Genomic DNA, 26,953 nt, shown 5'->3' on the forward strand with positions numbered 1-26,953 from the left:
TCCGAACAAGCAAGACGAAAGCAGCCGGCAAGGTTGCACGGGAGGAAGCATGACCAATTCACAGGCAGCACCTGGTATCGTGGGACCGTTCGCAGGCCTTGACGTGCCGTGGCTGCTTCGGATGCGCGCCGAGGTCCGGCGCGATCACCCGTTCCTGATCTGGGCGCCGTTCGAGGCGCCGGCGCGGAAATGGACCTACGGCGAATTTCACGAGCGCGTCGGCGCGCTGGCCGCGGGACTTGTGAGACGCGGCATCAGGCCCGGCGAATATGTGCTGATCCATCTCGACAATTGCATCGAGGCGATGCTGGCCTGGTTCGCCTGCGTCGAGCTTGGCGCGATCGCGGTCACCACCAACACGCGGTCGGCCGCCGCCGAGATGGAATATTTCGCCGGGCATTGCGGCGCGGTCGCCGCCATCACCCAGCCGGCCTACGCGGAACTGATCGCGGCCAATTGCCGCGAGCTGCGCTGGATCGCCGTGATCTCGCATAACGCCGGCGCCGCGCCGGCACAGGCCACCTCACGCGGCGACAGTTTTGAAGCGCTGTTCGCCGACAGCGCCGACCGGCCGCGCCGCGCCACCGACCCGCTCGCCCCCTGCAGCGTGCAATACACGTCCGGCACGACATCGCGCCCGAAGGCGGTGTTGTGGACCCATGCCAACGCGCTGTGGGGCGCCAAGGTCAATGCCGCGCACGAAGACCTGCACGCCGGCGATGTGCACCAGACCTACCTGCCGCTGTTCCACACCAATGCGCTGGCCTATTCGATGCTGGCGACGCTCTGGGTCGGCGCCTCCTGTGTGATCCAGCCGCGCTTTTCCGCAAGCCGGTTCTGGGGCGTCGCGCTGGAGCATGGCTGCACCTGGACCTCGACCATCCCGTTCTGCATGAAGGCGCTGCTGGAGCACGAGATCCCGAAGAATCACAAGTTCCGGCTCTGGGGCACGGCGGTGTGCGAGCCGCCGGCCTTTGCCGCGTTCGGCGTCAGGACCATCGGCTGGTGGGGCATGACGGAGACCATCACCCACGGCATCGTCGGCGAGGTCGACCAGCCGAACGCGCCGATGTCGATCGGCCGCGCGGCGAGCGAATACTCGATCCGGATCACCAATGATGACGGCTCGGCGACGGAAGTCGGCGGCACCGGCAATCTCTCGATCAAGGGCATTCCCGGATTGTCGCTGTTCAAGGAATATCTGCACAACGAAAAGGCTACCCAGGAAAGCTTCGACGAGCACGGCCATTTCCTGACCGGCGACCGCGTCACGTTGCTCGAGCACGGCTTCGTCAAGTTCGGCGACCGCGCCAAGGACATGCTGAAGGTCGGCGGCGAGAACGTCGCGGCGTCCGAGATCGAACAGGTGATCGCGGTGGTAGCAGGCGTGCGCGAGGCGGCGGTGGTTGCAAAGAAGCACCCGATGCTCGAGGAGGTGCCGGTGGTCTTCATCATTCCGCAGGGCGGCGTCGCACCCGCAGGCCTGCACGACGATGTCATGGCCGCCTGCCGCAACGCGCTCGCCGACTTCAAGGTGCCGCGCGAAATCCGCTTCGTCGACGACATGCCGCGCTCGACGCTGGAGAAGGTCGCGAAGGCGGAATTGCGGAAGATGCTGGAGTGAGGTGAACGCTGTCATTCCGGGGCGCGCATCGCGCGAACCCGGAATCTTGAGATTCCGGGTTCAACGCTGCGCGTTGCCCCGGAATGACGGTGACAATCAATAATGCCCGAACGCGACCGGGCGGAACGCCTGCAGCAATTGCTGGTCGAGCTTGGCGCCCATATCTTCCATGATCGCGAACGCCTTGGCGTGGGTGAACTGCAGCCGGTAGGCGCGCCTCTCCACCAGCGCGGCATAGATATCGACGATGGTGGTGACCCGCACGATGTCGCTGATCTGGCCGCCGTGGAGGCCATTCGGATAGCCGGAGCCGTCCAGCATCTCGTGATGGTGCAGCACCACGTCGAGCATTTCAGGCGGAAAGCCGCCTTGGACCAAGAGCGCCTCGTAGCCGCGCCGCGGATGCTCGCGCATCTCGGCCATCTCGTCCGCCGTCAATTCGGTCGGCTTGTCCAGGATCGAGGTCGGGATGAACGCCTTGCCGACATCGTGCAAGAGCGCCGCGCGGGCGAGGCGGCGCTGGTCGTCCTCGCGCATGCCGAGGTGCTGCGCGAACGCCACCGCAAAGCCGGTCACGAACAGGCAATGACGATAGGTGTCGGTGTGATGGCAGCCGACCATGGTCAGCCATTCGCGCAAGGATGAGTGCTTGATCGCCTTCAGGATCTTGCGCTCGGCGGCGACGATGTCGCTGAATTGCAGGGGCACGCCGGCCGGCAGCTTTTCGAACATCTTGACCATGACCGCGTGCGCCGCCTCGACGCCGCGATTCAGCGCCTTGCCGCGATCGGTTTCATCGTAGCCGTCGGCGTCCGGAAACGCGGCGCGAATGCGCTGCAACAGTCCGGCAGCGTCGAACGGACGTGAGATCGTGTCGGTGGCCCCGAGCGCCCAGGCCTGCATGGTCGCGTGGTGCAATGCATCCTGCAGCACGAACAGGCGCGGCATTTCGCGATAGGCTTCCGTCCTGAGCTTGTTGCGCACGAGCTGCACGCTCTCGGGCGAGCGCAGGTTGATGTCGACCACGATGCCCGAAAGATTATCCGCGGGGTTCTCGGGAATCTCCGCGGTCGAGATGGTATCGACCTCGCCGACGGACCGCAAAATCCTCGCCAGTTCGCTGCTCTGGTCGCCGCGATCCGACGCCAGCAACAGGCGGCGTCTTAGCGAATTCTTGTTGGCTAACGCTGTCATGAAATTCCTGGGCGTTCGCAATGACGATCGACAGCGAAGGCTAGCGGAAAAGGGGTTCCCTCCGGCTTAATGGGCGTGATGAACAGCGGTCTAGCGGAAATGCTCGAATTTTAACGATCGGACCTTCGATTTCCGCATTTCCCACCCGCGAACGGATCGCGCTAGGATGATTGCGCAGCATCGCTGCCGAAAATCTGGTCGGGGAAACGCAATGCCGAAAATCAAGCGAGATGGGGTCGAGATTTATTACGAGGTCCATGGCGATGGCCCTCCCCTGCTTTTGACCCACGGCTATTCATCGACCTCCGCGATGTGGCAGGGCCAGGTCGGGGCGCTGTCGAAGCGCCACAGGCTGGTGTTGTGGGACATGCGCGGCCACGGCCAGTCGGACTATCCGAGCGATCCCGCAGCCTATAGCGAAGCCCTGACGGTCGCCGACATGGCCGCGCTGCTCGATACGGTCGGCGCGGAAAAGGCGATCGTCGGCGGGCTCTCGCTCGGCGGCTATATGTCGCTTGCATTCTATCGCGCCTACCCGGAGCGGGTGCGCGCGCTCCTGATCATCGACACCGGACCCGGCTTCAAGAAGGACGACGCCCGCGATGCCTGGAACAAGCGCGCCTACGACACCGCAGAGAAGTTCGAGCGCGAAGGCCTGGACCTTTTAAAGTCGTTCAGCCGTGAGCGCTCGACGGTAACGCACCGCCATGCCACCGGTCTTGCGCTTGCCGCCCGCGGCATGCTGACCCAGCGCGACGCGCGCGTGATCGAGTCGCTGCCCGAGATCAAGGTGCCGTCGCTGATCGTGGTCGGCGCCGACGACACGCCGTTCCTCGCCGCCTCCGACTATATGGCGGCCAAGATCCCCGGCGCGCAGAAGATCGTGATCCCGGCCGCCGGCCACGCCGTCAATATCGATCAGCCGCAAGCCTTCATCGAGACGGTGTTGCCGTTCCTCGATAGCCTCGAAGTCAAGTCGGAGCAGAAGGCTGCGTCATGAGGAGGATGACCGCGACACTGCTCGTGCTCGCCGCTGCCGCGGAACCGGCCTACGCGCAACACCTGCCGCCATTTGGCGGTCCTGCTCCTGCGCCATCCACTTTCGTGACGACGCTGTCGAACATTACGCCGCTGGTGTTCGGGATGGATGTGGAAGAGACGTCGCGCGCGCTCGGCACGCCCCTCACCTACATTAGCGGACGTCCCGGCAACGAGATCTATCTCACCTTCCGTGACCTCGGTGGCAGCGGCCTGTTCCCGCACAAGGACCGGCTGTTCCTGCAGTTCCGCAAAGGACGGCTCGCCGGCTGGAAAGCCGACTGGGGCCAGAACTGGATGTGGCGGTAGAGCATGATCCGGAAAAGTGGAAACCGGTTTTCCGAAAAGATCATGCTCAAACAAGAGAGGAGATCATGATCCGATTCCGTAATCGGATCATGATCTACCCGCTCCTCTTTCGCGAACCGCAATTGCAACCCTCAAACCAGAAGGGATGACCCATGGGACAAGATATCACGCTGACGGCTTCGGACGGCTTCAAACTCGGCGGCTACCGCGCGGACCCTGCCGGCGCGCCAAAGGGCGCGATCGTGGTGATCCAGGAGATTTTTGGCGTCAACCACCACATCCGCTCGGTCTGCGACCGCCTCGCGCAGGAAGGCTATGTCGCGATCGCACCCTCGATCTTCGACCGCAGCGAGCCGAATTTCCAGAGCGGCTATTCCCCTGATGAAATCGCCGTCGCGCGAAAGTTCGTCGCCAATCCGGATTGGACGGCGATACTGCGCGACACGCAGGCTGCGATTGATGCCGTGAAGAGCGTCGGCCCGGTCGGCATCATCGGCTTCTGTCTCGGCGGCAGCGTCGCCTATGTCGCGGCGACCAAGCTGACGGGCCTGAAGGCAGCCGTCGGCTATTACGGCGGCGCCATCGTCCGCTTTGCCGACGACAAGCCGAAAGTGCCGACGCAACTCCACTTCGGCGAGAAGGACTCAGGCATTCCTTTGACCGATGTGGAGACCATCAAGGCCAAGCGACCCGAGGTCGAAATCCACATCTATCCCGGCGCGCAGCACGGCTTTCACTGCGACGAACGGGCAAGCTACGACAAGGCCAGCGCCGACATCGCCTGGCCGCGCAGCCTGGCGTTCTTCGCGAAGCATTTGCGCTGATCGTCATTGCCGGGCTTGACCCGGCAATCCATCGCCTTCGGAAAACTCACTTTCGATTGATGCGCGGGTCAAGCCCGCGCATCACAAGGTGATGCTTTCAGAACCATCGCTCGCCGACGAACACCGTATCGCCGGGACTCATCGGCGTGCCGAGCGGCACGGTGTAGCGCCCCGAGCCGCCAGCATCGGTATGCGTTAGCGTCACCATGTCGCGCTTGGCGCGCGGCGAGAAGCCGCCCGCAATCGCCACGGCGCTTTCGACGGTCATATTGGGCACATAAGGATATTGTCCGGGCGCGGCGACTTCGCCGAGGATGAAGAACGGCCTGTACGCCTCGATCTCGACGGCGACCGAAGGCTCGCGGATATAGCCGCTGCGCAGCTTTGCCGCGATCTCGCCTGCGAGCCCCGACGTCGTTCTGCCGCGCGCGGGCACCTGCCCGATCAGCGGCATGGTGATCGAGCCGGCAGCATCGATCGCGTAGGTATTGGTGAGCCCTTCCTGGCCGTAGACCACGACGCGCAGCCGGTCGCCGGCATCGAGATGATAGGCCGAGTCGTAGCGGACCGCAGCAACCGGCGCCGCCGCATAGGCCGCGCGGGGTGAAGCGGCAAAGGCGGAGCGAAGCGCGCCGACGGCGCCACCGCCGCTGCTGGCGACCGCGACCGGCGCAGGGGCGGCGGGCCCGCCATAGGCCATGGAGTCGAGATCGGCCGGCGCTGGAGCGACCGCAACCGGACCGCTCGCGTGCATGCAGCCTGACAGCACGAGTGCAGTCATAACGGCAGTGATCGGCAATCGAAACGCGCGTGCAACCCGCACCCTGGCCATCCCTGAAAAGCGAGACAGCCTAGTCTTGCACCGGTTATGGTTAACAAATGGTTTGTTAGAGAGAACTCCCTCGCTCCGCTCTTGCGGGGCGAGGGAGAACGCGATCAGGCGCCGACGCCGACCCCGATCGGGCACGACACGCCGGTGCCGCCAAGGCCGCAATAGCCCGCCGGATTCTTGGCGAGATATTGCTGATGATAGTCTTCCGCGAAATAGAACTCGCCGGCCTTTGCGATCTCGGTGGTGATCGGACCGAGGCCCTTGGCCGAAAGCGCTTTCTGATAGACGGCCTTCGAGGCCTCCGCGGCCTTCCGCTGCGCGTCGCCAAAAGTGTAGATCGCGGAGCGATATTGCGTGCCGACATCGTTGCCCTGACGCATGCCCTGCGTCGGGTTGTGATTTTCCCAGAATGTCTTCAGGAGTTGCTCGTAGGAGATCTTCTTCGGATCGAACACGACCAGCACCACTTCGGTGTGGCCGGTACGACCGGAGCAAACCTCCTCATAGGTCGGATTCGGCGTGTAGCCGCCGGCATAGCCAACGGCGGTCGTGTAGATGCCGTCGCCGAGCTCCCAGAATTTGCGCTCGGCGCCCCAGAAGCAGCCGAGCCCGAACACCGCCTGCTCCAGACCTTCAGGATAAGGCGGCTGCAGCTTGCTGCCGTTGACGAAGTGGGTGGTGGCGGTCGGGATCGGCGTGGCGCGTCCCGGCAGCGCTTCGGCTGCACTCGGCAACGCGGTGGTCTTGCGCATGAACAACATGGATTACCTCCAGGCGGGCACATCGGCCTGAAGCCGAGAGCGGCTTCGGCCGGCTTGGCCCTCAATATAGGTATTTACGCGCGATCTGGCAGCCCTGTTACGTCTCCACAACCCGAAGGAGCAAAGTTCGGATCAATCGCGCGCGTAGCCGATCAGCGGCTTGCGCGGCCGGAACAGGATCATCAAGAGGATGCCGGCGACACCGAGCACGACGAAAACCGGCTGGTCGAGGATGATCTTGATCACGCTGTCCCAGAGGAAAGGCGCGGTGCGCTCGATCCAGGCACGGAAGGCCGCCTGGCTGGACTGGTGGATGTCGTTCCAGAACTGGCCGAAGCGGGTGAAGCGCAGGGTCTGATCGGCGACGAAGCGGGCGCCGTCATAGACCATGAAAACAAATCCGCCGGCCAGGAGCAGCAGGCCGATTAACCGAAAAAACCCGCGGATCATGCCTCACCCTAGTCCCTGTCCGCCCCAAGCGCGCCAAGGCCCATTAACGGCAGGAAGGGCGGAAATTCAACCTGTTCAGCACCTTGGCGGCCATTTTCTGCCGGTTTCGGCCCTCCGAACCGGGTGGAAAACGTTGACGCTGGGGGCCGGCCCCTCTATAAGACCGCGCAATGGCGGCGGGCGCAATCCTGCTGCCGCTGTTCTTTGGACGGGCGGCCGCCGGGACTTTTGCTTCTGGGCACGGCTCCCTCAAGAACACATCTCGACAACACAGCAGAGTAGATCACGCGATTTCAACGGCCGGCGCGCTCGAGCCCGACCAACAGAGCGACCAACGCCGAAGGACAATTGAGACCATGGCCAACACCACTTCCGCCAAGAAGGCGACCCGCAAGATTGCCCGCCGCACCATCATCAACAAGTCGCGCCGCACCCAGATGCGTGGTGCGGTTCGCTCGGTCGAGGAAGCGATCAAGCGCGGCGACCGCGATGCAGCGCTGAAGGCGATGGCGCATGCCGAGCCCGAACTGATGAAGGCCGCACAGCGCAACATCGTTCACCGCAATACTGCGAGTCGCAAAGTCTCGCGCCTGACGCATCAGATCGCCAAGCTGGCGAAGTGAGCTGACGGAAAAACATTTTCGTCAAAGGCCCGGCTTTATGCCGGGCCTTTTTCTTTTGCGAAGCTTCGAACGACTGTGCTCTCGAAGTGACTCGCTGTTGCAGGACAGCGCGTGTGCCGTATTCAGTGTGCCCGTAGTTTACCGGACCTGCAGTTCTTGCTGCGCTTTACACGCGACGACGCGATTAAATACGCACGCGTGCGCCACATAATGGAATAGCACTAAACATTTCCTCGGCGAAAAGCCGCGAAGGGTTACCCTCCAAAAGCAATCGCGAAAAACTCCGTCTCGCTAATCACTTACCCACATAGCGAAGCCAACTTGTTTGAAAATTGGCGCCGCCGAGATGCTACGTAAATATTTTATGAACTTTTTTTTCCGTTACACCGCGCTTTGTGACACGCGCGAATCTGCGCGGTGATTCAAAAACTTGCTTTCCGGTTTCGCAATTGCAATGCCGCAACACCGGCGAAGACTCAACTCACGAGCCACAAACAACGGATTGTCAGAAATCACGCTTGGTGTATTTGTTTATGCGTTCGCGGCGCCCACGGCTCTTAAGATCAGCGCGATTTTAGACCCACGGGCGGACGTGCAAATCGGCGGCGGTGTGCGCGTTAGCGACGCTTTCCAAGCGAAGCTGAGTTGGCAACTCATAGCAGTATGAGAACGGCTGTTCTGTGTCTGGATTTCTCGATCGCAGCGTCCGCGCTGCGGGAGAGACGAACTGGGGAGACACGCAACAGCCGCGGCCTTAAGCAGCGGGGAACGCGGAGCCCGTGACTGGGTTGACAAGGACTGAACTACGCGGCGGCGCAGCACTGGACATTTCGATGTTTGGGAGCGGCACACTGAATTTGGACCACTTGCGAGCGGATTGCTCGCCGCGCGCAATCGCGGCGAGAGGGGGAGGCAGTATGATTTACGGAACCATCGCAGCATTCGAATTGCGCATTTCAGACAAGTCCGTATTCGACACCTTGAATTGCTCTTCCGCAAACAGCTCCACGCGAACTCCGGATACTCCTTCGAGTACGCGCTGACCTCGCGAACGCACGTCTGTTCCAGCACATAATCTGCCCTGCGGCGGTTTTGCCGAACGGGAGAGATGTGCCCGGAACAGAAGGCCTCGCTAGAGGTCGCGCCGTGGCAAGAAACATGCACGGCGCTTTCACAATCAACGGCACTACTCTTGAGAAAAGTCTTCAGGCAATGACAAACACGGAACAGGATCGCTGGTCGCGGGTGAAGGGACGGTTGCGGACGAGCGTAGGGGAGGATGTCTATACGAGCTGGTTTGCACGCATGGATCTTGAGGGCGTGCAGGACGAAAGCGTCCGCCTGTCGGTTCCGACCCGATTCCTGAAGAGCTGGATCCAGGCGCACTACGCCGATCGCGTGCTCTCCTGCTGGCAGGCCGAGATGCCGGAGGTGCATCGCATCGATCTGACCGTGCGCACGGCAGTGCGGCCTTCGGCCACGGTGAAGGAGACTCCCGCGCCGGCAGAAACGCGCCGCGTCGAGCGTCCGGAAGGACGGCCTTCCGTCGAACTGCGTTCCACCGCGACCGCGCCGGTATCGGCGAGCCACGATGCGCTCGGTGGTTCACCGCTCGATCCGCGGCTGACATTTGCGAGCTTCGTGGTCGGCCGCTCGAATACGCTCGCGCATGCGGCGGCGCGCCAGGTTGCGGAAGGTCGTCGCGGCGATCCCGTGATGTTTAACCCGCTCTACATCCATGCCGGCGTGGGGCTCGGTAAAACCCATCTTCTGCAGGCAGTGACCTGGGCCGGCAATTCCGGTGGCGAGCGCAAGGTGCTGTATCTCACCGCGGAAAAATTCATGTACGGGTTCGTCGCGGCGCTGAAGACGCAGACGGCGCTGGCGTTCAAGGAAGCGCTGCGCGGCATCGACGTGCTGGTGATTGACGACCTGCAATTCCTGCAAGGCAAATCGACTCAGGCCGAGTTCTGTCACACGCTGAATGCGCTGATCGATGCCGGCCGCCAGGTCGTGATCGCGGCCGATCGTCCGCCGTCGGATCTGGAAAGCCTCGACGATCGCGTGCGCTCGCGGCTTGCCGGCGGGCTCGTGGTCGAAATGGGATCGCTCGGCGAGGAGCTGCGCCTCGGCATCCTCAAATCGCGCGTGGCCGCGGCCCGCGTCCATCACGCAAGCTTCGACGTGCCGGACGAGGTGCTGGACTATCTGTCACGCACCATCACCCATAATGGCCGCGACCTCGAGGGCGCGATCAACCGCCTGCTCGCGCACAGCAAGCTGAACAACCAGCCGGTGACGCTGGAGATGGCCGAGCGCGAGGTCCGCGATCTGATCCGCCCGCAGGAGCCGAAGCGCATCAAGATCGAGGACATCCAGCGCGTGGTCGCCCGGCAGTACAATGTCAGCCGTTCCGACCTCTTGTCCTCACGCCGCACGGCGAACGTGGTGCGCCCGCGCCAGGTCGCGATGTACCTGGCCAAGACGCTGACGCTCCGCTCGCTGCCCGAGATCGGCCGGCGCTTCGGCGGGCGCGACCACACCACGGTGCTCCATGCCGTGCGCAAGATCGAAGCACTGGTTGCCAAGGACAACTCGCTCTCCGAAGAGGTCGAATCCCTGAAGCGCCAATTGCAGGAATGAATTCTTCCCTCCCGCCCGAACCATGATCCGATCCCGGATCATGGTCCCATCCTTTTGTTTGAGCATGATCTTTTCGGAAAACCGGTTTCCACTTTTCCGGATCATGCTCTAGCCGGGGCGGGAACGGCGTTTAATGCCTGAAAACGTGGGGAACGGCGTCCCGCTCCCTTGCGCTCGCGCGTTATCCGCGCCACCTTGCGGTCCCCCCGACGGTTTGGTCAAATCCCATGGATTAGCCGGCTTTCGGGCCTCAAACGCCGCGGCGCGCCCCATGGCCGCCCGGCCTTTCCATCTCAGAGCACGGTGGGTTACCGGTTTTCGGACAGACCATGCTCAACTCAGGGATCTGGCGGGTATTGCAATGAAGGTCACCGTCGAGCGCGCGCAACTCCTGAAGTCGCTCGGCCACGTGCATCGCGTGGTCGAACGTCGCAACACCATCCCGATCCTCGGCAATGTGCTGGTCCGCGCCGAAAATGCCAAACTCTCGCTGAAGGCAACCGACCTCGATCTCGAGGTGACGGAGACGCTGGCCGCGGAAACCGCCACCGCCGGCTCGACGACGGTGCCCGCCCACATGTTCTACGACATCGTGCGCAAGCTGCCCGACGGTTCCCAGATCATGCTGGAGGCGGACGGCGACCGCTCGGTGCTGGCGATCCGGGCCGGCCGCTCGCGCTTCACCCTGCAAACGCTGCCGGAGAGCGATTTCCCGGATCTGGCCGCCGGCGACATGACGCATTCGTTCTCGCTTCCCGCCGCCGGCGTCAAGCGCCTGATCGACCGCACGCAGTTTGCGATCTCGACCGAAGAGACACGCTATTATCTCAACGGCATCTACCTGCATTCGGCCGGCAGCGCCCAACAGGCGACGCTCCGCGGCGTCGCGACCGACGGCCATCGCCTGGCGCAGGTCGACCTGGTGCAGCCGAAGGGTGCCGCCGGCATGCCCGGCGTGATCGTGCCGCGCAAGACCGTCGGCGAAGTGCAGCGGCTGATCGAGGATACCGAGGCGGAAATCACCATCGAGCTCTCGCCGGGCAAGATCCGCTTCACGCTCGGCAATGTGGTGCTGACCTCGAAATTGATCGACGGCACCTTCCCCGATTACGGCCGCGTGATCCCGCAGAACAACGACAAGGAACTGGTGGTCGACAAGAAGGATTTTGAAGCCGCCGTCGACCGCGTCTCGACCATCTCCAGCGAGCGCGGCCGCGCGGTCAAGCTGTCGCTGTCGGCAGGCAAGCTCGTGCTGTCGGTGACAAACCCGGATTCCGGCAGCGCTACCGAGGAACTGGAGGTCGAATACGCCTCCGACGCACTCGATATCGGCTTCAACTCGCGCTATTTGCTCGACATCGCCGCCCAGATCGAGGGCGAAGTCGCAGTCCTGAAACTCGCCGATCCCGGCTCGCCGACGCTGGTGCAGGACAAGGACAACAAGAGCGCGCTGTACGTGCTGATGCCCATGCGGGTGTGACCTCGTCCCGCGAAACGCGCTCCGACGTACCCTCTCCCCTTGTGGGAGAGGGTGGCGCCTCACGAAGTGAGGCGCCGGGTGAGGGGTTTGCGCCGCAAACACCACACCATCGACCGATCGCCAAGCGCATCCGCACCTTCGCGAAGAAGATGCGGCTGGAGCCGACCGATGCCGAAGCTAAGATGTGGCGATTGCTCCGCGATCGACGCCTTTCACACCTGAAGTTTCGTCGCCAAGTCCCGTTTCAGACCTATATTCTCGACTTCGTCTGTTTCGAGAAGCGCCTCGTCATCGAAATAGACGGCAGTCAGCACGCGTCATCGACACGAGATGCGGTGAGAGAAGCCGCCCTCATCGCGGAAGGCTTTCGTGTCGCACGTTACTGGAACAACGATGTGCTGCTGCAACCCGGGGCGATATTGGAGGACATTCTCGCAAAGCTTGCCGAGCTGTGAGATACCCCTCACCCGTCGCCTCGCTTCGCGAGGCGCCACCCTCTCCCACAAGGGGAGAGGGGAAGGACGACGAACGACATGACCCCTTCGCGCATCCATCGGCTGTCGCTGACGCATTTCCGCAACTATCGGGCGGCGAGCGTTTCGACGCGCGGTGACGTGGTGGTGCTGGTCGGGCCGAACGGTGCCGGCAAGACCAATTGCCTCGAGGCGATCTCGTTTCTGGCGCCGGGGCGGGGCCTGCGCCGCGCGACGCTGGAAGACGTCGCCGACAACCAGGGCGAAGGTTCCTGGGCGGTCTCCGCCGAGGTCGAGGGCGCGCTGGGACTGTCGACGCTCGGCACCGGGATCGAAGCGCCCGCGCAAGGCGGCGAGAGCGTCAGCCGCCGCTGCCGCATCGATCGCGAGCCGGTGGGTTCGGCCGCGGCCTTCGGCGACCATCTGCGTATGGTGTGGCTCACGCCTGCGATGGACGGCTTGTTCATGGGCGCGGCCTCCGAACGACGGCGGTTCTTCGATCGGCTGGTGCTTGCCATCGACTCCGAGCATTCCAGCCGCGTCTCGGCGCTGGAGCGCTCGCTGCGCTCGCGCAATCGCCTCCTGGAAGTGCGCAATTATGACGACCACTGGTGCGGCGCGATCGAACGCGAGACCGCTGAGCTTGCGGTCGCGGTGGCGGCGACGCGCGGCCAGACCGCCGCAAGACTGTCGGCGATGCTGCGTGAGCGCGCGCAGGGGTCGGCGTTTCCTTCGGCCGAGATCGCGCTCGACGGCTGGATAGAGAATGCGCTGCTCAGCGAGCCCGCAACGGCCGTCGAGGACCGCTACCGCGAGATCCTGCGCCTCAGCCGCGCGCGGGATGCCGCCGCCGGACGCACGCTCGACGGCCCGCATCTGACCGATCTGCAGGTCGTCTACGCGCCGAAGAACATGCCGGCACGCGACGCCTCCACCGGCGAGCAGAAGGCGCTTCTGATCGGGCTGGTGCTGGCGCATGCGACATTGGTTGCCGAGATGACCGGCATCGTGCCGCTGCTGTTGCTCGACGAAGTCGTGGCGCATCTCGATCCGAACAGGCGCAAGGCGCTGTTCGACGAGCTGGCAAAGCTCGGCGCGCAGGTCTGGATGACCGGCGCCGATCCCGCCGCATTCGTCGATATCGGAGCGAATGGCGAGATCTTCGACGTCGAGGCAGGCCGCATCAGCCGCCGCGGCTGAAGCTACTTTCCCGGGTCGCCTGCTTTGCGCCCGTCGAGCACACGGTCAATCACCGCGTCGACGAGATAGGCCGAACCCTTTTCGGTGAGGTGAATGCCGTCGCTTGCGGTGATATCGCCGGCACTGTCGCCGATCCGGGTCAGGCAGCCCTCGCCATTGCACAGCACATCCCAGGCGGAGACGAAGTCCGCGCCGGCCGGCGCAAGCTTGTCGCGCATCACCGCGTCGAACCATCCGCTGGTCACGCCGCCGCTCCAGCGCGCCGGGAGCAGGTCGTGATAGAGCAGGAAATAACGCAGCACTTCATTCGGCAGCCCGCGCCGCCAGGTCGGCACCGCACCGAGCACGACCACGCGCGCGCCGGTCTCACGCTTCAGCGCGGCGGCGGTCTCGGCGATCTTATCCGGATATCGATCCCAGGTGCCGTGCATCAGCACGATGTCGGGCCTGATATCGCGGATCAGTGAGAACACCTTGTCATTCATCGCGCGGCAGTTGGGCGTGCCGGGCACATCGACATTCAGGATGGGGACGCAGGATGCCGAGGTGAACTGCGCGATGCCGAAATTCTTCGTCTCCTGCACTTTCCGCAACCCGGGCAACAGCGCGCCCGCGGTCGAGTCGCCCCAGATCACGACCAGCGGACGGTGGCCCTGATCGACGCAATCATCTGCGAACGATGTGTCGCGGCCGAGATCGAGCAGGCATCGGTGGTACCGCCATTGCGCTGATTGTGTCGACACACCGGCCATGGCGCGGATTTCCGGCGGCAGGCGGAAATCGTAGCCACGCCCCCAAACGACAGTGCCACCGAGCGCGGCGATGAGCACGATGCTGGCACCCAGCGCAACCAATTTGCGCGGCTGCGGCCGGCCGAAACGCAGCGGCTTCTCGATGAAGCGGTAGGTCGCCCAGGCGAGCAGCACGCTGAGCAGCAGGATCAGGCCGCGCTCGAGCAGCGTCAGCGGACTGAACTTGATCAGCGCGAAGAACACCAGCAGCGGCCAGTGCCAGAGATACAGCGGATAACTGATCAGCCCGATCCATACCATCGGCCGGCTGGCGAGCAGGCTGCGATTGAGCCAGGCAGCGGGAGCCGACAGCAGCAGCGCGGACCCAACTACCGGCAGCGCCGCGCGCCAACCCGGAAACTGGCTGTGACTGTCGTACAGGCCGACCGCGAGCGCGATCAGGGCGAACCCTGCGAACGCACGCCAATCACTCGCGACGGTCGGTTTGCCGGTCTGGCTCCAGCCCAGCGCCAGCAAGGCGCCGGCGAGCAATTCGAAGGCGCGCGTGAACGGCAGATAGAAGGTTGCGACCGGGTTTGCGCCGATCAGCACCAGATTGAGGGCGAAGGAGGCGGCGCCGAGGATTGCGGCGATCCAGAACAGTTTCAGCCGCAGCCGCGCCACCAGGATCAGCAATAGCGGCCAGAACAGGTAGAACTGCTCCTCGATGCCGAGCGACCACAGATGCAGCAGCGGTTTTTTCGCCGATTCGACGTCGAAATAGCCTGACTGCAGCAATAGCGCGATGTTGGCGAGAAACGCAGCGCTGGCAAAGACGTCGCTGCCCAGTTGCACATAGGCGGACGGCAACATCAATAGCCAGCCCGCCACCAGCGCGACAGCGAGCACGACGATCAGCGCTGGAAAAATCCGCCGGATGCGCCTGGCATAGAAGCCGGCCAGACTGAAGCGCTGCTCGCCGAGCTCGCGCGCGATGATACCGGTGATCAGAAAGCCGGAAATCACGAAGAAGACATCGACACCGACGAACCCGCCCGGCGCGGCTTCAGGAAAAGCGTGAAAGATCAGCACCAGCATCACGGCGATGGCGCGGAGGCCATCGATATCGGGCCGATAAAGCTGGGACGGCAGGGACAAGGGCAAATAATCCGGAAATCGCGGAACTAGGAGAAGGCATCGAAGTCAGCCTGCTTCGATGCCCTCTCTAGCAGGTCCGCGAAGCGCTGCCAGAGGGAGCTCGCCGAGCGATCCAAATCGGGATTCTCGAGCGCTCGAAATGGACCTCGAATCGCGCTTTTTCGCGGCCTTTGAAACAGCCTTAAACCGCCTTGAAAAAAGGCAGAAAAATACTATTTATTCAACAGCTTGCGGAGACAGACTTTGCGCTAGGCGCGATGCATCTTTCGTGGCACAAATAGTGTAATCAGCCCTCAGTTTTGCGCTGCTGATTCGGGACATCCTAAGGCCTCACATGACAGAACCAGCCCGGCAGACTCCTGCCGAAAGCGAGCATCCCATTCCCGTGGAATATGGTGCGGAATCGATCCGGGTCTTGAAGGGCCTGGATGCCGTGCGCAAGCGGCCGGGCATGTATATCGGAGACACCGATGACGGTTCCGGCCTGCATCACATGGTCTATGAAGTCGTCGATAACGCGATCGACGAAGCGCTCGCGGGCCATGCGACGCGCGTCGAAGTCGTGCTCAATCCCGACAATTCCGTCACCGTGCGCGACGACGGCCGCGGTATTCCCGTCGGCATCCACAAGGGCGAAGGCATCTCCGCGGCCGAGGTCATCATGACCCAGCTCCATGCCGGCGGTAAATTCGACCAGAACTCCTACAAGGTTTCGGGCGGCCTGCACGGCGTCGGCGTCTCCGTCGTCAACGCGCTGTCGAGTTCGTTGAAGCTCCGCGTCTGGCGCGACGACAAGGAACATTTTGTCGAGTTCGCCCATGGCGATTCGCTCGCCCCGTTGAAGGTGGTCGGCGACGCCAATGGCAAGCGCGGCACCGAGGTCACCTTCCTCGCCTCCACCGAGACCTTCAAGAACATCGAATATGATTTCGCGACGCTGGAGCATCGCCTGCGCGAACTCGCCTTCCTCAATTCCGGCGTCAACATCGTGCTCTCGGACATGCGCCATGCGGTCGAGAAGCGCGAGGAACTGCACTATGTCGGCGGCGTCGAGGAATTCGTCAAATATCTCGACCGCAACAAGAAGGCGGTCGTCGCCAATCCGATCATGGTCCGTTCGGAGATGAACGGCATCGGGGTCGAAGCCGCGCTGTGGTGGAACGACAGCTACCACGAGAACGTGCTGTGCTTCACCAACAACATCCCGCAGCGTGACGGCGGCACCCATCTGGCCGGCTTCCGCGGCGCGCTGACGCGTCAGGTCAACGGCTATGCCGAGGCCAATGCGAAAAAGGAAAAGATCACGCTGACCGGCGACGACTGCCGTGAGGGCCTGACCGCCGTGCTCTCGGTGAAAGTGCCGGATCCGAAGTTCTCATCGCAGACCAAGGACAAGCTGGTGTCCTCGGAAGTGCGTCCCGTTGTCGAGAACGTCATCAACGAGGCCCTTGCCGCCTGGTTCGAGGAGCATCCGAGCGAGGCGAAAGTCATCGTCGGCAAGGTGATCCAGGCCGCGGCCGCCCGCGAGGCCGCGCGCAAGGCGCGCGAACTGACCCGCAAGAATCCGCTCGCGGTCTCCTCGCTGCCGGGCAAACTGGCCGACTGCCAGGAGAAGGATCCCGCCAAGTCGGAGCTCTTCATCGTCGAGGGTGACTCGGCAGGCGGCAGCGCCAAGCAGGGCCGCAACCGCGAATTCCAGGCGGTGCTGCCGCTGCGCGGCAAGATCCTCAATGTCGAGCGCGTCCGCCCCGACAAGATGCTGTCCTCTGAGCAGATCGGTACGCTGATCACGGCGCTCGGCACCGGGATCAGCGACGACTTCTCGATCGACAAGCTGCGCTATCACAAGATCATCGTGATGACGGACGCCGACGTCGACGGCGCCCATATCCGCACGCTGCTCTTGACCTTCTTCTATCGCCAGATGCGCGAGATCATCGACGGCGGTTATCTCTATATTGCGCAGCCGCCGCTCTATAAGGTCACGCGCGGCAAGTCCGAGCAGTATCTGAAGGACGAGCGCGCGCTGGAAGATTATCTGATCGAGGCCGGGCTCGACGATTGCGTGTTCACGCTTGGCACCGGCGAGGAACGCTCGGGCCGCGATCTGCGCTCCCTGATCGACGACGCCCGCGTCATTCGCGCCGTGCTGCGCAACCTGCATAGCCGCTACAATCGGAAGGTCGTCGAGCAGGCCGCCATCGCAGGTCTGTTTGGCAAGGATATCTACAGCAATCCGGAAACCGCCGCTGCCGCGGCAGAATACATGGCGGGACGGCTGGACAATCAGGCCGAGGAAGTCGAACGCGGCTGGGCCGGACAATTCGTCGAAGGCCAGGGCTTCATGTTCGAGCGTACCGTGCGCGGCGTCAAGGATGTCGCCGTCATCGACGACGCCTTCCTCGGTTCGGCCGACGCCCGCAAGCTCCACGAATACCGGGAGCGGCTGCAGAGCGTCTATGCCCGCTCCGGCAAGCTGCGCCGCAAGGACAGCGAGCAACTCATCTACGGCCCCGTCGACCTGTTCGAAGCCGTAACCAACACGGCCCGCAAGGGCCTGACCCTGCAACGCTACAAAGGTCTCGGCGAGATGAACCCGGAGCAGCTCTGGGAGACCACGCTGGATACCGACGCGCGCTCGCTGTTGCAGGTGAAGGTCAAGGAGGTCGACGAGGCCGACGACATCTTCACCAAGCTGATGGGCGATGTGGTCGAGCCGCGCCGCGACTTCATCCAGGAAAACTCGCTCAGCGCAAACATCGACATCTGAGGCCGCGACGCTGCCAGCCCGAGCGCATCAGGCGCCGGCGTCGGCCGTCGCCAATGGCGGCAGGTTTTCGCGCCTGCGCGTGAGGTCGATGAGCTGGCGCAGACCGGGCGGTGGTTGGCGGCGGCTCGGATAGTAGATGGTGAATGGCGGGCCTTCCGAGGCCCATTCTGGCAGCAGGATTTCCAACGCGCCGGATACGACCTCCGCTTCGATCCGCCGTTCCAGACAATAGACGAAGCCCACGCCACGCAGCGCCATGTCGACCGCATGTTCCGTCTCGTTGGCGCATACCGGCCCGCGGACATCGAGCCGGATCATCGAATCGCCATTGCCCAATTCCCACGGGAAGTTGCGGTGATCGCCGACGCGCATCTCGACGCACGGAAGCTGCAGCAGATCGCCGGGAGTATCGGGACGGCCAGCACGCGCGATCAGTTCGGGTGAGCCGACCACGACCCACTTCAACGGTTTCGTCAGCGCTATGCCCACCATGTCCAGCGGCACGCGATCGCCATAGCGGATGCCGGCGTCAAAGCCCTCCGCGATGATCTCGACCATGCGATCCTCGACGGTCACGTCGACATGCATGCCCGGAAATTCCTTGCAGTAACGCGGCAGCACGGGACCAAGCACAAGCCGCGCGGCATCACGGAGAACGTTGAGACGAAGCCGCCCCACCGGGACACGTCGATGGTTCTCCAGCCCGGTCAAGGCATCGCGGATAGTGCGAAATCCATTCTCCAGATCGGCGGCAAGCGCGGCTCCTGCGTCAGTCAGCCTGACGGAACGGCTGGAGCGATGCAACAGCCTTACGCCCAGATCGGACTCCAGCTTGCGCAGGCGATGGCTCAAGGCGGACGTGCTCACGCCGAGTTCGATGCCCGCTTTGGCAAGGCTGCCGCGGCGCACGATCGTCAGGAACACGTTCAAGTCCGCCAGCATGTTTCGGTCGAACGTTTTCATGAACGGCTTCTCAAGGCATCGTTGAGCTGCACTCAACGAACCTACCCTGGTGGCCGCCGTTTTACGACCCATACTCAAGCTCAAGGAAGCCGCGCCGCGCATGGAGCCACGTTTCCGGCGCCTTTCCCGCATGACCGAAGGAGACACGTGATGACGAAACGAACTGGCAGCCGCAGGGATTTCCTCACCGTCGCCGCGGGCACGGTCGGCGCCCTTGCGGCACCGTCATTGGTGATAGCCGCCACCGACAGCAAAGGAGACAATCGCATGGCACAGGCAAATCGGGCGACACAACTTTTCAAGCCGGGGTTCCGCTTCGGGCTGGGCGGTGTTCCGCTCGGCAACGAGTTCAACAAGGTCACCGACGAGGACGCCGAGGCGACGCTCGAGGCCGCATGGAGCGCCGGCGTGCGTTATTTCGACGTGGCGCCCTGGTACGGCTTCGGATTGTCAGAGCGCCGCTTCGGCCATTTCCTGCACAACAAGTCCCGCGGCGATTACGTACTGTCGTCGAAGGTCGGCAAGCTGTTCAAGGCCTCGAAGAACAACCGGCATGCGGAAATCTTTCCACTCTCGGACTCGCCGAATGACGTCACCTACGACTACACCGCTGACGGTGTTCGCCGTTCAATCGAGGACAGCCTGCAGCGGCTCGGCGTCGACAGCCTTGATGTGGCGTTCGTCCACGACATCTCGCCTGATTTCCCATACTTCCCGACATCATGGCAGGAGCAGTTCGCGATCGCCGAACGCGGCGCGTTCCCGGCACTGTCGCGCATGCGCGAGGAAGGCATTATCAAGGCGTGGGGCATCGGCGTGAATTGTCCCGAGCCGATCCTGCGCGTCATCGAAATTGCCGATCCCGACGTCTGCCTGTGCGCGTCGCAGTACTCGCTGGTCGATCATGCCAACGCCGTCAATCAGGTTTTCCCGGCGGTGCGGCAGAAGAACGTGTCGCTGGTGATCGGCTCGGCGCTGAACGCAGGCTTCATCTCCGGCAGTCCGCGCTACAATTACGGGCCGAACAATTACAAGATCTCCCCGGCCCATATCGAGAAACGCGACCGACTGCGCGCAGCAGCCGCCCGCCACGGCGTCGATCTGCGGACCGCGGCGTTGCAGTTCTCATCAGCCCCTGACGTTGTCGTCGCCTTGGTCGTGGGCGCGAGCAGCCACCGGCAGATCCTCGAGGACTACAATTCGATGCAGGCCAAGATCCCCGCGGAATTCTGGCAGGAGCTGAAGGAAAGCGGGCTGATCGAGCAGGCAGCCACAGTCCCGGCCTGATGGCCGGGCAGTGGCTCGCTAAGGGCATGACTTGGACGAGCCTTGTGTGCTATGTCGCTCGCATCGCCCTTTGATTCCGTTACGGAATCTTCCACGAGCGAAGCAACCAACCCATCGAGGACAACGTGGCGCCCATCCAATATATCGTCGAGGGCGGCCACCGGCTCTCCGGCACGATCGAGCCGTCCGGCAACAAGAATTCGGCGCTGCCGATCATCGCGGCGGCGCTATTGACCGAGCATCCGGTCACGCTGACCAATGTGCCGCGGATCCGCGACACCGAGACGCTGGTTGAGCTTTGCCGCTCCGTCGGCGCGTCGGCCGAGTGGACCGAGCGCAACACGCTGCTGATCCACGCCAAGGAGATCCGCGCTGCCGATCTCGATCCGGAACTGTGTGCCCGGATCCGCGCTTCGATCCTGCTTGCGGGACCCCTGCTCGCCCGCTGCGGAGAAGTCGCGTTGCCGCCGCCCGGCGGCGACGTGATCGGGCGCCGCCGTCTCGACACGCATTTCCTCGCTTTCGAGCAGTTAGGCGCGAGCGTCACCGCGACCCATCGGCTCGAGTTCCGCGCCTCCCGCCTGAGAGGCGCCGACGTGTTCCTCGACGAGCCCAGCGTCACCGCGACCGAGAATGCGCTGGTTGCGGCCGTAGCCGCGCGCGGCACCACATACCTGCGCAACGCCGCGTCCGAGCCGCATGTGCAGGATCTCGCGCATTTCCTGGTCGCGCTCGGCGCCAAGATCGAGGGCATCGGCACCAATACCATCATCGTGCACGGCCCGGCCACGCTCGGCGGCACGCATTACGCGATCCAGCCCGATCACATCGAGGTCGGCTCGCTGATCGGGCTTGCCGCGGTGACGCGCTCGCCGCTGCGCATCGCGCGTGCCGGCGTCGAGCATCTGCGCTCGATCCGGATGGGTTTTGAGCGGCTCGGCATCGTCTGCGGCGTCGAGGGCGACGACCTCGTGGTGCCCTCGGGCCAGACCATGAAGATCCATGATGATTTCGGCGGCCATGTGCCGAAGTTGGAGGACCAGCCCTGGCCGGCCTTCCCCGCCGATTTGATGTCGATCGCGATCGTCACCGCAACCCAATGCGATGGCGTCATCCTGATGTTCGAAAAAATGTTCGAATCGCGGATGTTCTTCGTCGACAAGCTCATCGCAATGGGCGGGCGCATCGTGTTGTGCGACCCGCATCGCGCCATCGTCGCCGGTCCGAGCCGCCTGCGCGGCGCGCCGATGACCTCCCCCGACATCCGCGCCGGCATGGCGATGCTGCTTGCGGCCGTCTGCGCCGAGGGCACCTCCACTATCAACAATGCCGACCAGATCGAGCGCGGCTACGAGCGGATCGAAGAGCGGCTGAACGCGCTCGGCGCCAAGATCACCCGCGTGCCCGAACGCGTGCGGTAAATTGGAACAATCGGCCGACCTGTCCGTTGCACTGCCAATCCCCCATAGGCAGGTGCGACCATGCGCGTTCGTCTGCCCAGCTTTCTCCAGATCACCGGCGGCGATGCCGCCAATCTCACCATTGCCGCGGCAGCAGTCGCGGTGCTGACGATTGCGCTCTGGCTCGCGCATAGCAACGAGAGCCCCAGCGGCGTCGCGGGCATCCCGGTCGTGATCCCGCACCATTCGGCGGCGCTCCTGACCAGCGAGCGCGCCCATGTCAGCGATCCCCGCGTCGGACAGATCGCCGACGGCGTCATCGAGGCCCAGGAGCGCGAAATCAACGCGATCAGGCACGGCAAACCGTAACCCGCCGTCGTCCCGGGCTTGACCCGGGCTATTGCAGTGGCCGTTCCGCCACCTTTTAGGCGCCCGGCAGTGCTAATCTCACGCCATGACCTCAACCGAGAACATCGAACGCGCTTCGATGGCGCCGCGCGTGGCCGCGCGTGCGCCTCGTCACCATTTGCGCGACGAGCTCACTGAGACCCTGCGCCTGGCAGTGCCAATGGCGCTGACGCAGCTCGGCCAGATCGCGATGATGACGACCGACCTCGCCTTCATCGGCCGGTTCGGCGACGAGGCTGTCGCCGCCGCAGCCTTGGCAGGCACGGTCTACTTTGTCAGCTTCACCTTCGGCATGGGCCTGATGTCCGCCGTCGCCCCGCTGGCGGCGCAAGCCTTTGGCGCGCGCAATCCGCGCATGGTGCGGCGCTCGCTCCGCGTCGGGCTGTGGGCCGCGCTGTTCATCACATTGCCGCTGATGGTGCTGCCGTTCCGCGGCGAGCAGATCCTGCTCGCGCTCGGCCAGTCCGCCACGGCCGCGCAGCTCGCGCAGCAGTATCTGTTCGGCCTCGCCTGGGGCATCCTGCCGGCGCTGTGGTTCATTGCGATCCGCGGCTTCATGAGCGCGGTCAACCGGCCCGAGCCGATCCTGTGGATCACGCTCGCGGCGATCCCGGCCAATGCGCTGCTGGTCTATCTCCTGCTCTATGGTGCTTCCTATGGCGCTTGGCGATTGCCGTCGCTCGGGCTGTTCGGGGTCGGCATTGCCACCTCGATCGTCAATCTCGGGACCTTCCTCGCCGGCCTGTGGTTCGCCTACCGCCGCCGGCCGTTCCGGAAATACCAGGTGCTCGGCCGCGTCTGGCGCATCGATTGGCCACTGATGCGGCAGCTCGTCATTGTCGGCGCGCCGATCTCAGTCTCGTTCCTCCTGGAATTTGGCCTGTTCGGCGCAGCGGGGCTGTTGATGGGCCTGATCTCGACGGCCGCGCTGGCCGCGCACCAGATCGCGCTGCAGATCGCAGCCATCCTGTTCATGGTGCCGTTCGGCATCGGCATGGCGGCGACGGTCCGCGTCGGCCATGCGGTCGGACGCACCGATGCGCAAGCGGTCAGGCGCGCGGGGCTCGTCGCAACCGGGCTCGGCATCGCCTTCATGTCGACGATGACGCTCTTTGTCATTCTCGGACGATCCGCGATCGCCGAAATCTTCCTCGGCGAAGCAGCCGAAGCGACCGTGCAATTGACGGCCTCGCTGCTCCTGGTCGGCTCGACGTTCTTCATCGCCGACGGCGTGCAGACGGTGGCCGCCGGCGCGTTGCGCGGCATGAACGACACACGCCTGCCGCTGCTGTTCGCCACGATCAGCTATTGGCTGATCGGGTTCACCTCCGCATGCCTGCTCGGCTTCGCGACCACGCTCGGCGCAGTCGGCATCTGGATCGGGCTATCGGCCGGAACCGCGGCCTATGCCATTCTGCTGATCTTGCGTTTCCGCCTGCTGAGCAACAGACTGGCCATGTGATGAAAGCGCGCGAAGTCACGCCCGATATCGATCCCGGCCCGCTCCTCGCCGGCGCCGAGTTCATCGACGCCTTTCGTATCGCCGTCGACGGCACCGCGCTCGATGCGCGCAAGGCCGCCGAGAAGATGTTCGCGCGCAGGCAGTGCTGGATTGAAGCGCTATTGCGGCTACGCAATTTGATCGTCGCGCCGCTTGGCCTGAAGACGTCGGGCGAAGGCGATAGGGCATCGCTGGGCATGGTCGGCATGTTTCCGGTTCTCAGCGAGACGCCGGAACGGCTGGTGGCGGGCTTCAATGACAGCCATCTCGATTTTCGTGTCGTGGTCGATGTCACCGCCCATGCCGGCAGCCAGGAGGTCACCACCACCACGCTGGTGCGGACGCATAATTGGCTCGGCCGGACCTATCTCGCGATCATCCTGCCCTTTCACCGTCTGGTCGTGGCCGCGATGCTGCGGCAGGTCGCGCTTTAGAGCCAGCCTAACCGCATCGCGCGCTCGGGCGTGAACTGAACCTAGTCACGATGGAAGAAGAAAACTTTGGTCGTGAGACAAAGCATCAAGATGACGGTGCACTCGAGAAACAGCAACGTCGCAACGAAAAGCACGGGCTCTTCGGAGGCAACAATCGTCCTGGTAAAACCGAGCTTTTTCCATCCGATTGTCAATTGTCCGAATAAGTAGGAATGCAAAGGTCCCGCAATCGCGCCGACCGCAAGCCCTGCCGTCGCGAGCAACTTCTTCCACATCGGCCAATCGGCAAATCGCCTGAGCTGCTCAGTCCTGAATGTCTGCCGTTCGGCATCGCTCATAAGCAAGAAGCGGCGGTTAAGGATGCCGAAGTAGACGAGCCATCTTTTCCATCTCGGTAATGCCGCAAAGCGCTGAGCTTTGCTTTCTTCGGATTCGGTATCATTCATCGCATGGCCGCACGATAATGGAGATGAAGCCTGTCTCCGGACGATACCTCCTAAGATTTAAGAGCGGTTGAGCGCGAGGCGGTAAAGTGCAGCTTTCGAGAGTAAACGATAGCTTAAGGTGTAACTTCCGCCTTGGTCACGAGCGCTGCGGACGGCGGCGACTTCGCCGACGTCGCGCTGCAGGGCAGCACAAACAGGTGCGATCGCCGGCGTGCAAATTGCGCCCGCCGGCGTCTTGTCGCCAGAGGTGCAATCGCTTCAAGAATCAGCGGCGAGGAGGCCATCGCGGACCGGTCCGGGGGTCCAATCGTCCCCTGAGAGCGGCCTGACCGTTACGTCATTGATGACTCCGAGCTGCAGGCTTGGATCGAAATGGCGCATCGTCCGCTCATTCAGATCAATGATGCGGCCAGGCGTCAGTGGCCCCACGTCATTTATCTTGACGATGACCTTCTTGCCTACAGCCTCAACGAGGGCATACTTCGGCTTCGCGCCATACTGCACCCCACCGAATTTCTGACGCAAACTTGTCTTGATGGCAGCCGCCCAGCCAGAGGGATCATAGCGCTCGCCGGAGGCTGTATTCGGGCCGCCCTCCCGCCATCCGGGTCGGAACGGATTGTACATGGATGCTGCGCCAACGATCGCATCCCCAGAAGCGACATCGACGACAGCGCTTGAATAAACCGCGCGGGTTTCACTGCGAGCAATGGTAACAGAAATGACAAGTGCAACTAGGGCGCCGCAAATTGCGGCGCTCGAGCGGAAGAGCATCATAACTCCTTGATTGATTTTCTTCGATCGTTCGGTTCCCGATGCCGCAACGCATGGCCAAGCGAACGCGGAGGCGTTTACGAACTCGTGCCAATTTTTTGCGGATTCGCGCCAACCTGGGCGATGGAACCGCTGTGGGAACCGGGGTGGTTCTCACACAGTGTTTTAGTTCTCGTCGACTAAGACAGAGATTGCGTCAGCAGCATGACAGCGCGTGCGCAGGAGCAAGCGTTCTGCCGAGGGCGCAAGGAACAAGCCACAAGCCCATTGGATCGCGCGGCAAATGCGGCCAAGGAGGCCGGTGTTTCCTGCGAGACGATTCAGTGGAGAACGGGCAACCGTATCAAGCCATCATCGCAGCAGCCAAGGACAGGGGCCGCGATCTCATTGTTATGTCATCCTACGGAGCGCACGCCCTATTCTTCGGCCGCCTCTTTCGCCGCTGCCGACGTCTCCGACCACTCGCCGACGACGCGATCGAGATCGAGCAGGTTCTGCCGCATCTGCTCCAGCGAGAATCCGAGTGCGAAGAAACGCTCCGCCATGTCGCCCGGAAGGCCGCGGATCAGGCCCTCGCTGCGAACGGCGGCGACTTCGTTCGCATAGCGCTGCAGGGCGGCATGAACAGGCGCGATCGGCGGTGCGCCCGCGCCCATGCGCAGCGCTGCGGCGGCAGAACGCAAATAGAGCGTGATCGCCTTGCTGACCTCGGACAAGGGCGCCGCAAGTCGCGCCTGTACATTCGCCGGCAGCGGCACCACAGTGGCGCGGCCGATCATCACGACATCATGGCGCAGTCGCAAGATGGTCCGCAGCAGCGGCCCGGTATCCGGACCGGACGATAGATGCGCGGAGCGCTCGCGCTCGGCCTCCGCCCCGGTTGCGTCCAGGCCGACCAGCGCGGTGCCGATGCCGTCCTGGATGCGGTGGAGAGCGTCATTGTCACGGCCGCGCGTCAGGCCGGCGAGCAGCTCAGTGAAGGCGGCCGCGATCAGTTCCAGCAGGCGCGCCGCGTTGATCCGGATCTGGCTCACCGCGCGCGACGGCAACACCAGGAACGACACCAGAAGCCCGGTGACCGCGCCGACCGCGACCTCGCTGACGCGGTCGATTGCGGATGCCAGCGGATCGGCGTGATGCATGGTCGGGACCAGCAGCACGATCACGGCCGTCACGGTGGCCGCACTGAGGCTGGGGTTGATGGCCGCGACAAAGGCCAGTGGCGCAACCGCCAGCACCAGCAAGCCCAGCAGGCCGCTCTCTCCGGAATACGGGATCAGCACCGCGATGGCGCCGCCATAGATCGCGCCGCCGATGGTGCCGAGCATGTAGTCGCGGGTTGCCTTCAGCGATCGGCCGACGCTCATCTGGGTCACGATCAGCGACGTCAGCACCGCCCAGAGCGGCAGCAGGAGGTGCAGCGCGACGGCCACCGCATAGGCGATCGCGGCCGCCACCGTGACCCTGACTGCCAGCGCCAATTGGCCCTTTCGGCTGCGAATCCAGCCGAGCACACGTTTCGCGGCGGCTGTCATGCGACCAAATCTCTGCTGCTCACGACGATCCTATGGCTGACGTTCGGCATGGCTGATGCCCGCGGCGTGAAGGCGGCTTGAAACGTGAAACCGGC

At 63.6% G+C, this 26,953-nt stretch carries 24 protein-coding genes; 15 read left to right on the forward strand and 9 right to left on the reverse strand.

The features are described 5' to 3' along the window. The first annotated feature begins 49 nt into the window (after positions 1-49). Positions 50-1,624 carry an AMP-binding protein gene (locus YY7_RS0106460; protein WP_028162516.1) on the forward strand — a complete coding sequence of 525 codons (1,575 nt, stop codon included), beginning with the start codon at positions 50-52 and terminating at the stop codon, positions 1,622-1,624. Positions 1,625-1,720: 96 nt separating this feature from the next. On the opposite strand, the gene YY7_RS0106465 is transcribed toward YY7_RS0106460, so the two are convergent. Then, positions 1,721-2,818 carry an HD-GYP domain-containing protein gene (locus YY7_RS0106465; RefSeq protein WP_028162517.1) on the reverse strand — a complete coding sequence of 366 codons (1,098 nt, stop codon included), beginning with the start codon at positions 2,816-2,818 and terminating at the stop codon, positions 1,721-1,723. A 211-nt stretch (positions 2,819-3,029) separates the two neighbouring features. Here YY7_RS0106465 and YY7_RS0106470 point away from each other — a divergent pair, with 211 nt between their 5' ends. The 3 genes from YY7_RS0106470 to YY7_RS0106480 all read left to right on the forward strand — a co-directional run bounded on the left by YY7_RS0106470 (position 3,030) and on the right by YY7_RS0106480 (position 4,989). Beyond that, the gene (locus YY7_RS0106470; RefSeq protein ID WP_028162518.1) at positions 3,030-3,818 is read left to right on the forward strand and encodes an alpha/beta fold hydrolase; all 789 of its coding nucleotides are present in this window, start codon (positions 3,030-3,032) and stop codon (positions 3,816-3,818) included. Beyond that, positions 3,815-4,165, forward strand: a complete 351-nt coding sequence (locus YY7_RS0106475; protein WP_028162519.1) for a hypothetical protein — start codon at positions 3,815-3,817, stop codon at positions 4,163-4,165. Before YY7_RS0106470 ends, YY7_RS0106475 begins: the two co-directional genes overlap by 4 nt. Positions 4,166-4,317: 152 nt before the next feature. Continuing rightward, positions 4,318-4,989 (forward strand): dienelactone hydrolase family protein, encoded by a 672-nt coding sequence (locus YY7_RS0106480; RefSeq protein WP_028162520.1) that lies wholly within the window; start codon positions 4,318-4,320, stop codon positions 4,987-4,989. Positions 4,990-5,086: 97 nt separating this feature from the next. On the opposite strand, the gene YY7_RS0106485 is transcribed toward YY7_RS0106480, so the two are convergent. From YY7_RS0106485 to YY7_RS0106495, 3 genes are all read right to left on the reverse strand, one after another. Next, positions 5,087-5,770, reverse strand: a complete 684-nt coding sequence (locus tag YY7_RS0106485; RefSeq protein WP_245287207.1) for a polysaccharide biosynthesis/export family protein — start codon at positions 5,768-5,770, stop codon at positions 5,087-5,089. Between the two features lie 155 nt (positions 5,771-5,925). Next, complete coding sequence (gene msrA / locus YY7_RS0106490) at positions 5,926-6,582, reverse strand: peptide-methionine (S)-S-oxide reductase MsrA (protein ID WP_028162522.1); 657 nt, start codon at positions 6,580-6,582, stop codon at positions 5,926-5,928. A 132-nt stretch (positions 6,583-6,714) separates the two neighbouring features. Next, on the reverse strand, positions 6,715-7,032 hold the full coding sequence (locus tag YY7_RS0106495) for a hypothetical protein (RefSeq protein ID WP_028162523.1): 318 nt from the start codon (positions 7,030-7,032) through the stop codon (positions 6,715-6,717). A 356-nt stretch (positions 7,033-7,388) separates the two neighbouring features. On the opposite strand from YY7_RS0106495, the gene rpsT reads away from it, so the two are divergent. The 5 genes from rpsT to recF all read left to right on the forward strand — a co-directional run bounded on the left by rpsT (position 7,389) and on the right by recF (position 13,451). Further along, on the forward strand, positions 7,389-7,655 hold the full coding sequence (rpsT, locus tag YY7_RS0106500) for a 30S ribosomal protein S20 (RefSeq protein ID WP_028162524.1): 267 nt from the start codon (positions 7,389-7,391) through the stop codon (positions 7,653-7,655). 1,212 nt (positions 7,656-8,867) lie between these two features. After that, a complete protein-coding gene (dnaA, locus tag YY7_RS0106510) occupies positions 8,868-10,298 on the forward strand; it encodes a chromosomal replication initiator protein DnaA (RefSeq protein ID WP_028162525.1) in 1,431 nt (476 codons plus the stop codon). A 361-nt stretch (positions 10,299-10,659) separates the two neighbouring features. Beyond that, entirely contained in the window at positions 10,660-11,778 is a 1,119-nt protein-coding gene (dnaN, locus tag YY7_RS0106515) for a DNA polymerase III subunit beta (RefSeq protein WP_028162526.1), read from the forward strand. Between the two features lie 149 nt (positions 11,779-11,927). Then, the gene (locus tag YY7_RS0106520) at positions 11,928-12,233 is read left to right on the forward strand and encodes a DUF559 domain-containing protein (protein ID WP_051396563.1); all 306 of its coding nucleotides are present in this window, start codon (positions 11,928-11,930) and stop codon (positions 12,231-12,233) included. 78 nt (positions 12,234-12,311) lie between these two features. Beyond that, positions 12,312-13,451, forward strand: coding sequence for a DNA replication/repair protein RecF (gene recF, locus YY7_RS0106525; protein ID WP_028162528.1), 1,140 nt, complete (start codon positions 12,312-12,314; stop codon positions 13,449-13,451). 2 nt (positions 13,452-13,453) lie between these two features. Here recF and YY7_RS0106530 read toward each other — a convergent pair whose 3' ends face one another. Continuing rightward, positions 13,454-15,340, reverse strand: a complete 1,887-nt coding sequence (locus YY7_RS0106530; protein ID WP_035689404.1) for an acyltransferase family protein — start codon at positions 15,338-15,340, stop codon at positions 13,454-13,456. A 334-nt stretch (positions 15,341-15,674) separates the two neighbouring features. Here YY7_RS0106530 and gyrB point away from each other — a divergent pair, with 334 nt between their 5' ends. Then, entirely contained in the window at positions 15,675-18,110 is a 2,436-nt protein-coding gene (gyrB, locus tag YY7_RS0106535) for a DNA topoisomerase (ATP-hydrolyzing) subunit B (RefSeq protein ID WP_028162530.1), read from the forward strand. Between the two features lie 27 nt (positions 18,111-18,137). Here the strand turns inward: gyrB and YY7_RS0106540 are convergent, their stop codons facing one another. Further along, positions 18,138-19,073: a LysR family transcriptional regulator gene (locus YY7_RS0106540; protein ID WP_028162531.1), complete on the reverse strand. Its 936-nt coding sequence runs from the start codon at positions 19,071-19,073 to the stop codon at positions 18,138-18,140. 150 nt (positions 19,074-19,223) lie between these two features. Here YY7_RS0106540 and YY7_RS0106545 point away from each other — a divergent pair, with 150 nt between their 5' ends. The 5 genes from YY7_RS0106545 to YY7_RS0106565 all read left to right on the forward strand — a co-directional run bounded on the left by YY7_RS0106545 (position 19,224) and on the right by YY7_RS0106565 (position 24,103). Next, on the forward strand, positions 19,224-20,360 hold the full coding sequence (locus tag YY7_RS0106545) for an aldo/keto reductase (RefSeq protein WP_035689406.1): 1,137 nt from the start codon (positions 19,224-19,226) through the stop codon (positions 20,358-20,360). Positions 20,361-20,485: 125 nt separating this feature from the next. Continuing rightward, positions 20,486-21,781, forward strand: coding sequence for a UDP-N-acetylglucosamine 1-carboxyvinyltransferase (gene murA, locus YY7_RS0106550; RefSeq protein ID WP_028162533.1), 1,296 nt, complete (start codon positions 20,486-20,488; stop codon positions 21,779-21,781). Positions 21,782-21,841: 60 nt separating this feature from the next. Further along, positions 21,842-22,129, forward strand: a complete 288-nt coding sequence (locus YY7_RS50895) for a hypothetical protein (RefSeq protein ID WP_051396564.1) — start codon at positions 21,842-21,844, stop codon at positions 22,127-22,129. Positions 22,130-22,214: 85 nt separating this feature from the next. Continuing rightward, a complete protein-coding gene (locus YY7_RS0106560) occupies positions 22,215-23,630 on the forward strand; it encodes an MATE family efflux transporter (protein ID WP_028162534.1) in 1,416 nt (471 codons plus the stop codon). Continuing rightward, a complete protein-coding gene (locus tag YY7_RS0106565; protein WP_028162535.1) occupies positions 23,630-24,103 on the forward strand; it encodes a DUF2867 domain-containing protein in 474 nt (157 codons plus the stop codon). The genes YY7_RS0106560 and YY7_RS0106565 overlap by 1 nt, the downstream gene beginning before the upstream one ends. A gap of 41 nt (positions 24,104-24,144) precedes the next feature. Here YY7_RS0106565 and YY7_RS0106570 read toward each other — a convergent pair whose 3' ends face one another. From YY7_RS0106570 to YY7_RS0106580, 3 genes are all read right to left on the reverse strand, one after another. After that, complete coding sequence (locus YY7_RS0106570) at positions 24,145-24,549, reverse strand: hypothetical protein (RefSeq protein WP_028162536.1); 405 nt, start codon at positions 24,547-24,549, stop codon at positions 24,145-24,147. A 258-nt stretch (positions 24,550-24,807) separates the two neighbouring features. Then, positions 24,808-25,326 (reverse strand): RlpA-like double-psi beta-barrel domain-containing protein, encoded by a 519-nt coding sequence (locus YY7_RS50900; RefSeq protein ID WP_196237229.1) that lies wholly within the window; start codon positions 25,324-25,326, stop codon positions 24,808-24,810. A 413-nt stretch (positions 25,327-25,739) separates the two neighbouring features. Beyond that, entirely contained in the window at positions 25,740-26,858 is a 1,119-nt protein-coding gene (locus YY7_RS0106580) for an FUSC family protein (protein WP_028162538.1), read from the reverse strand. Between the last annotated feature and the right edge of the window lie 95 nt (positions 26,859-26,953).

It is taken from the genome of Bradyrhizobium elkanii WSM2783 (genome assembly GCF_000472865.1).
GTDB classification, from domain to species: domain Bacteria; phylum Pseudomonadota; class Alphaproteobacteria; order Rhizobiales; family Xanthobacteraceae; genus Bradyrhizobium; species Bradyrhizobium elkanii_A.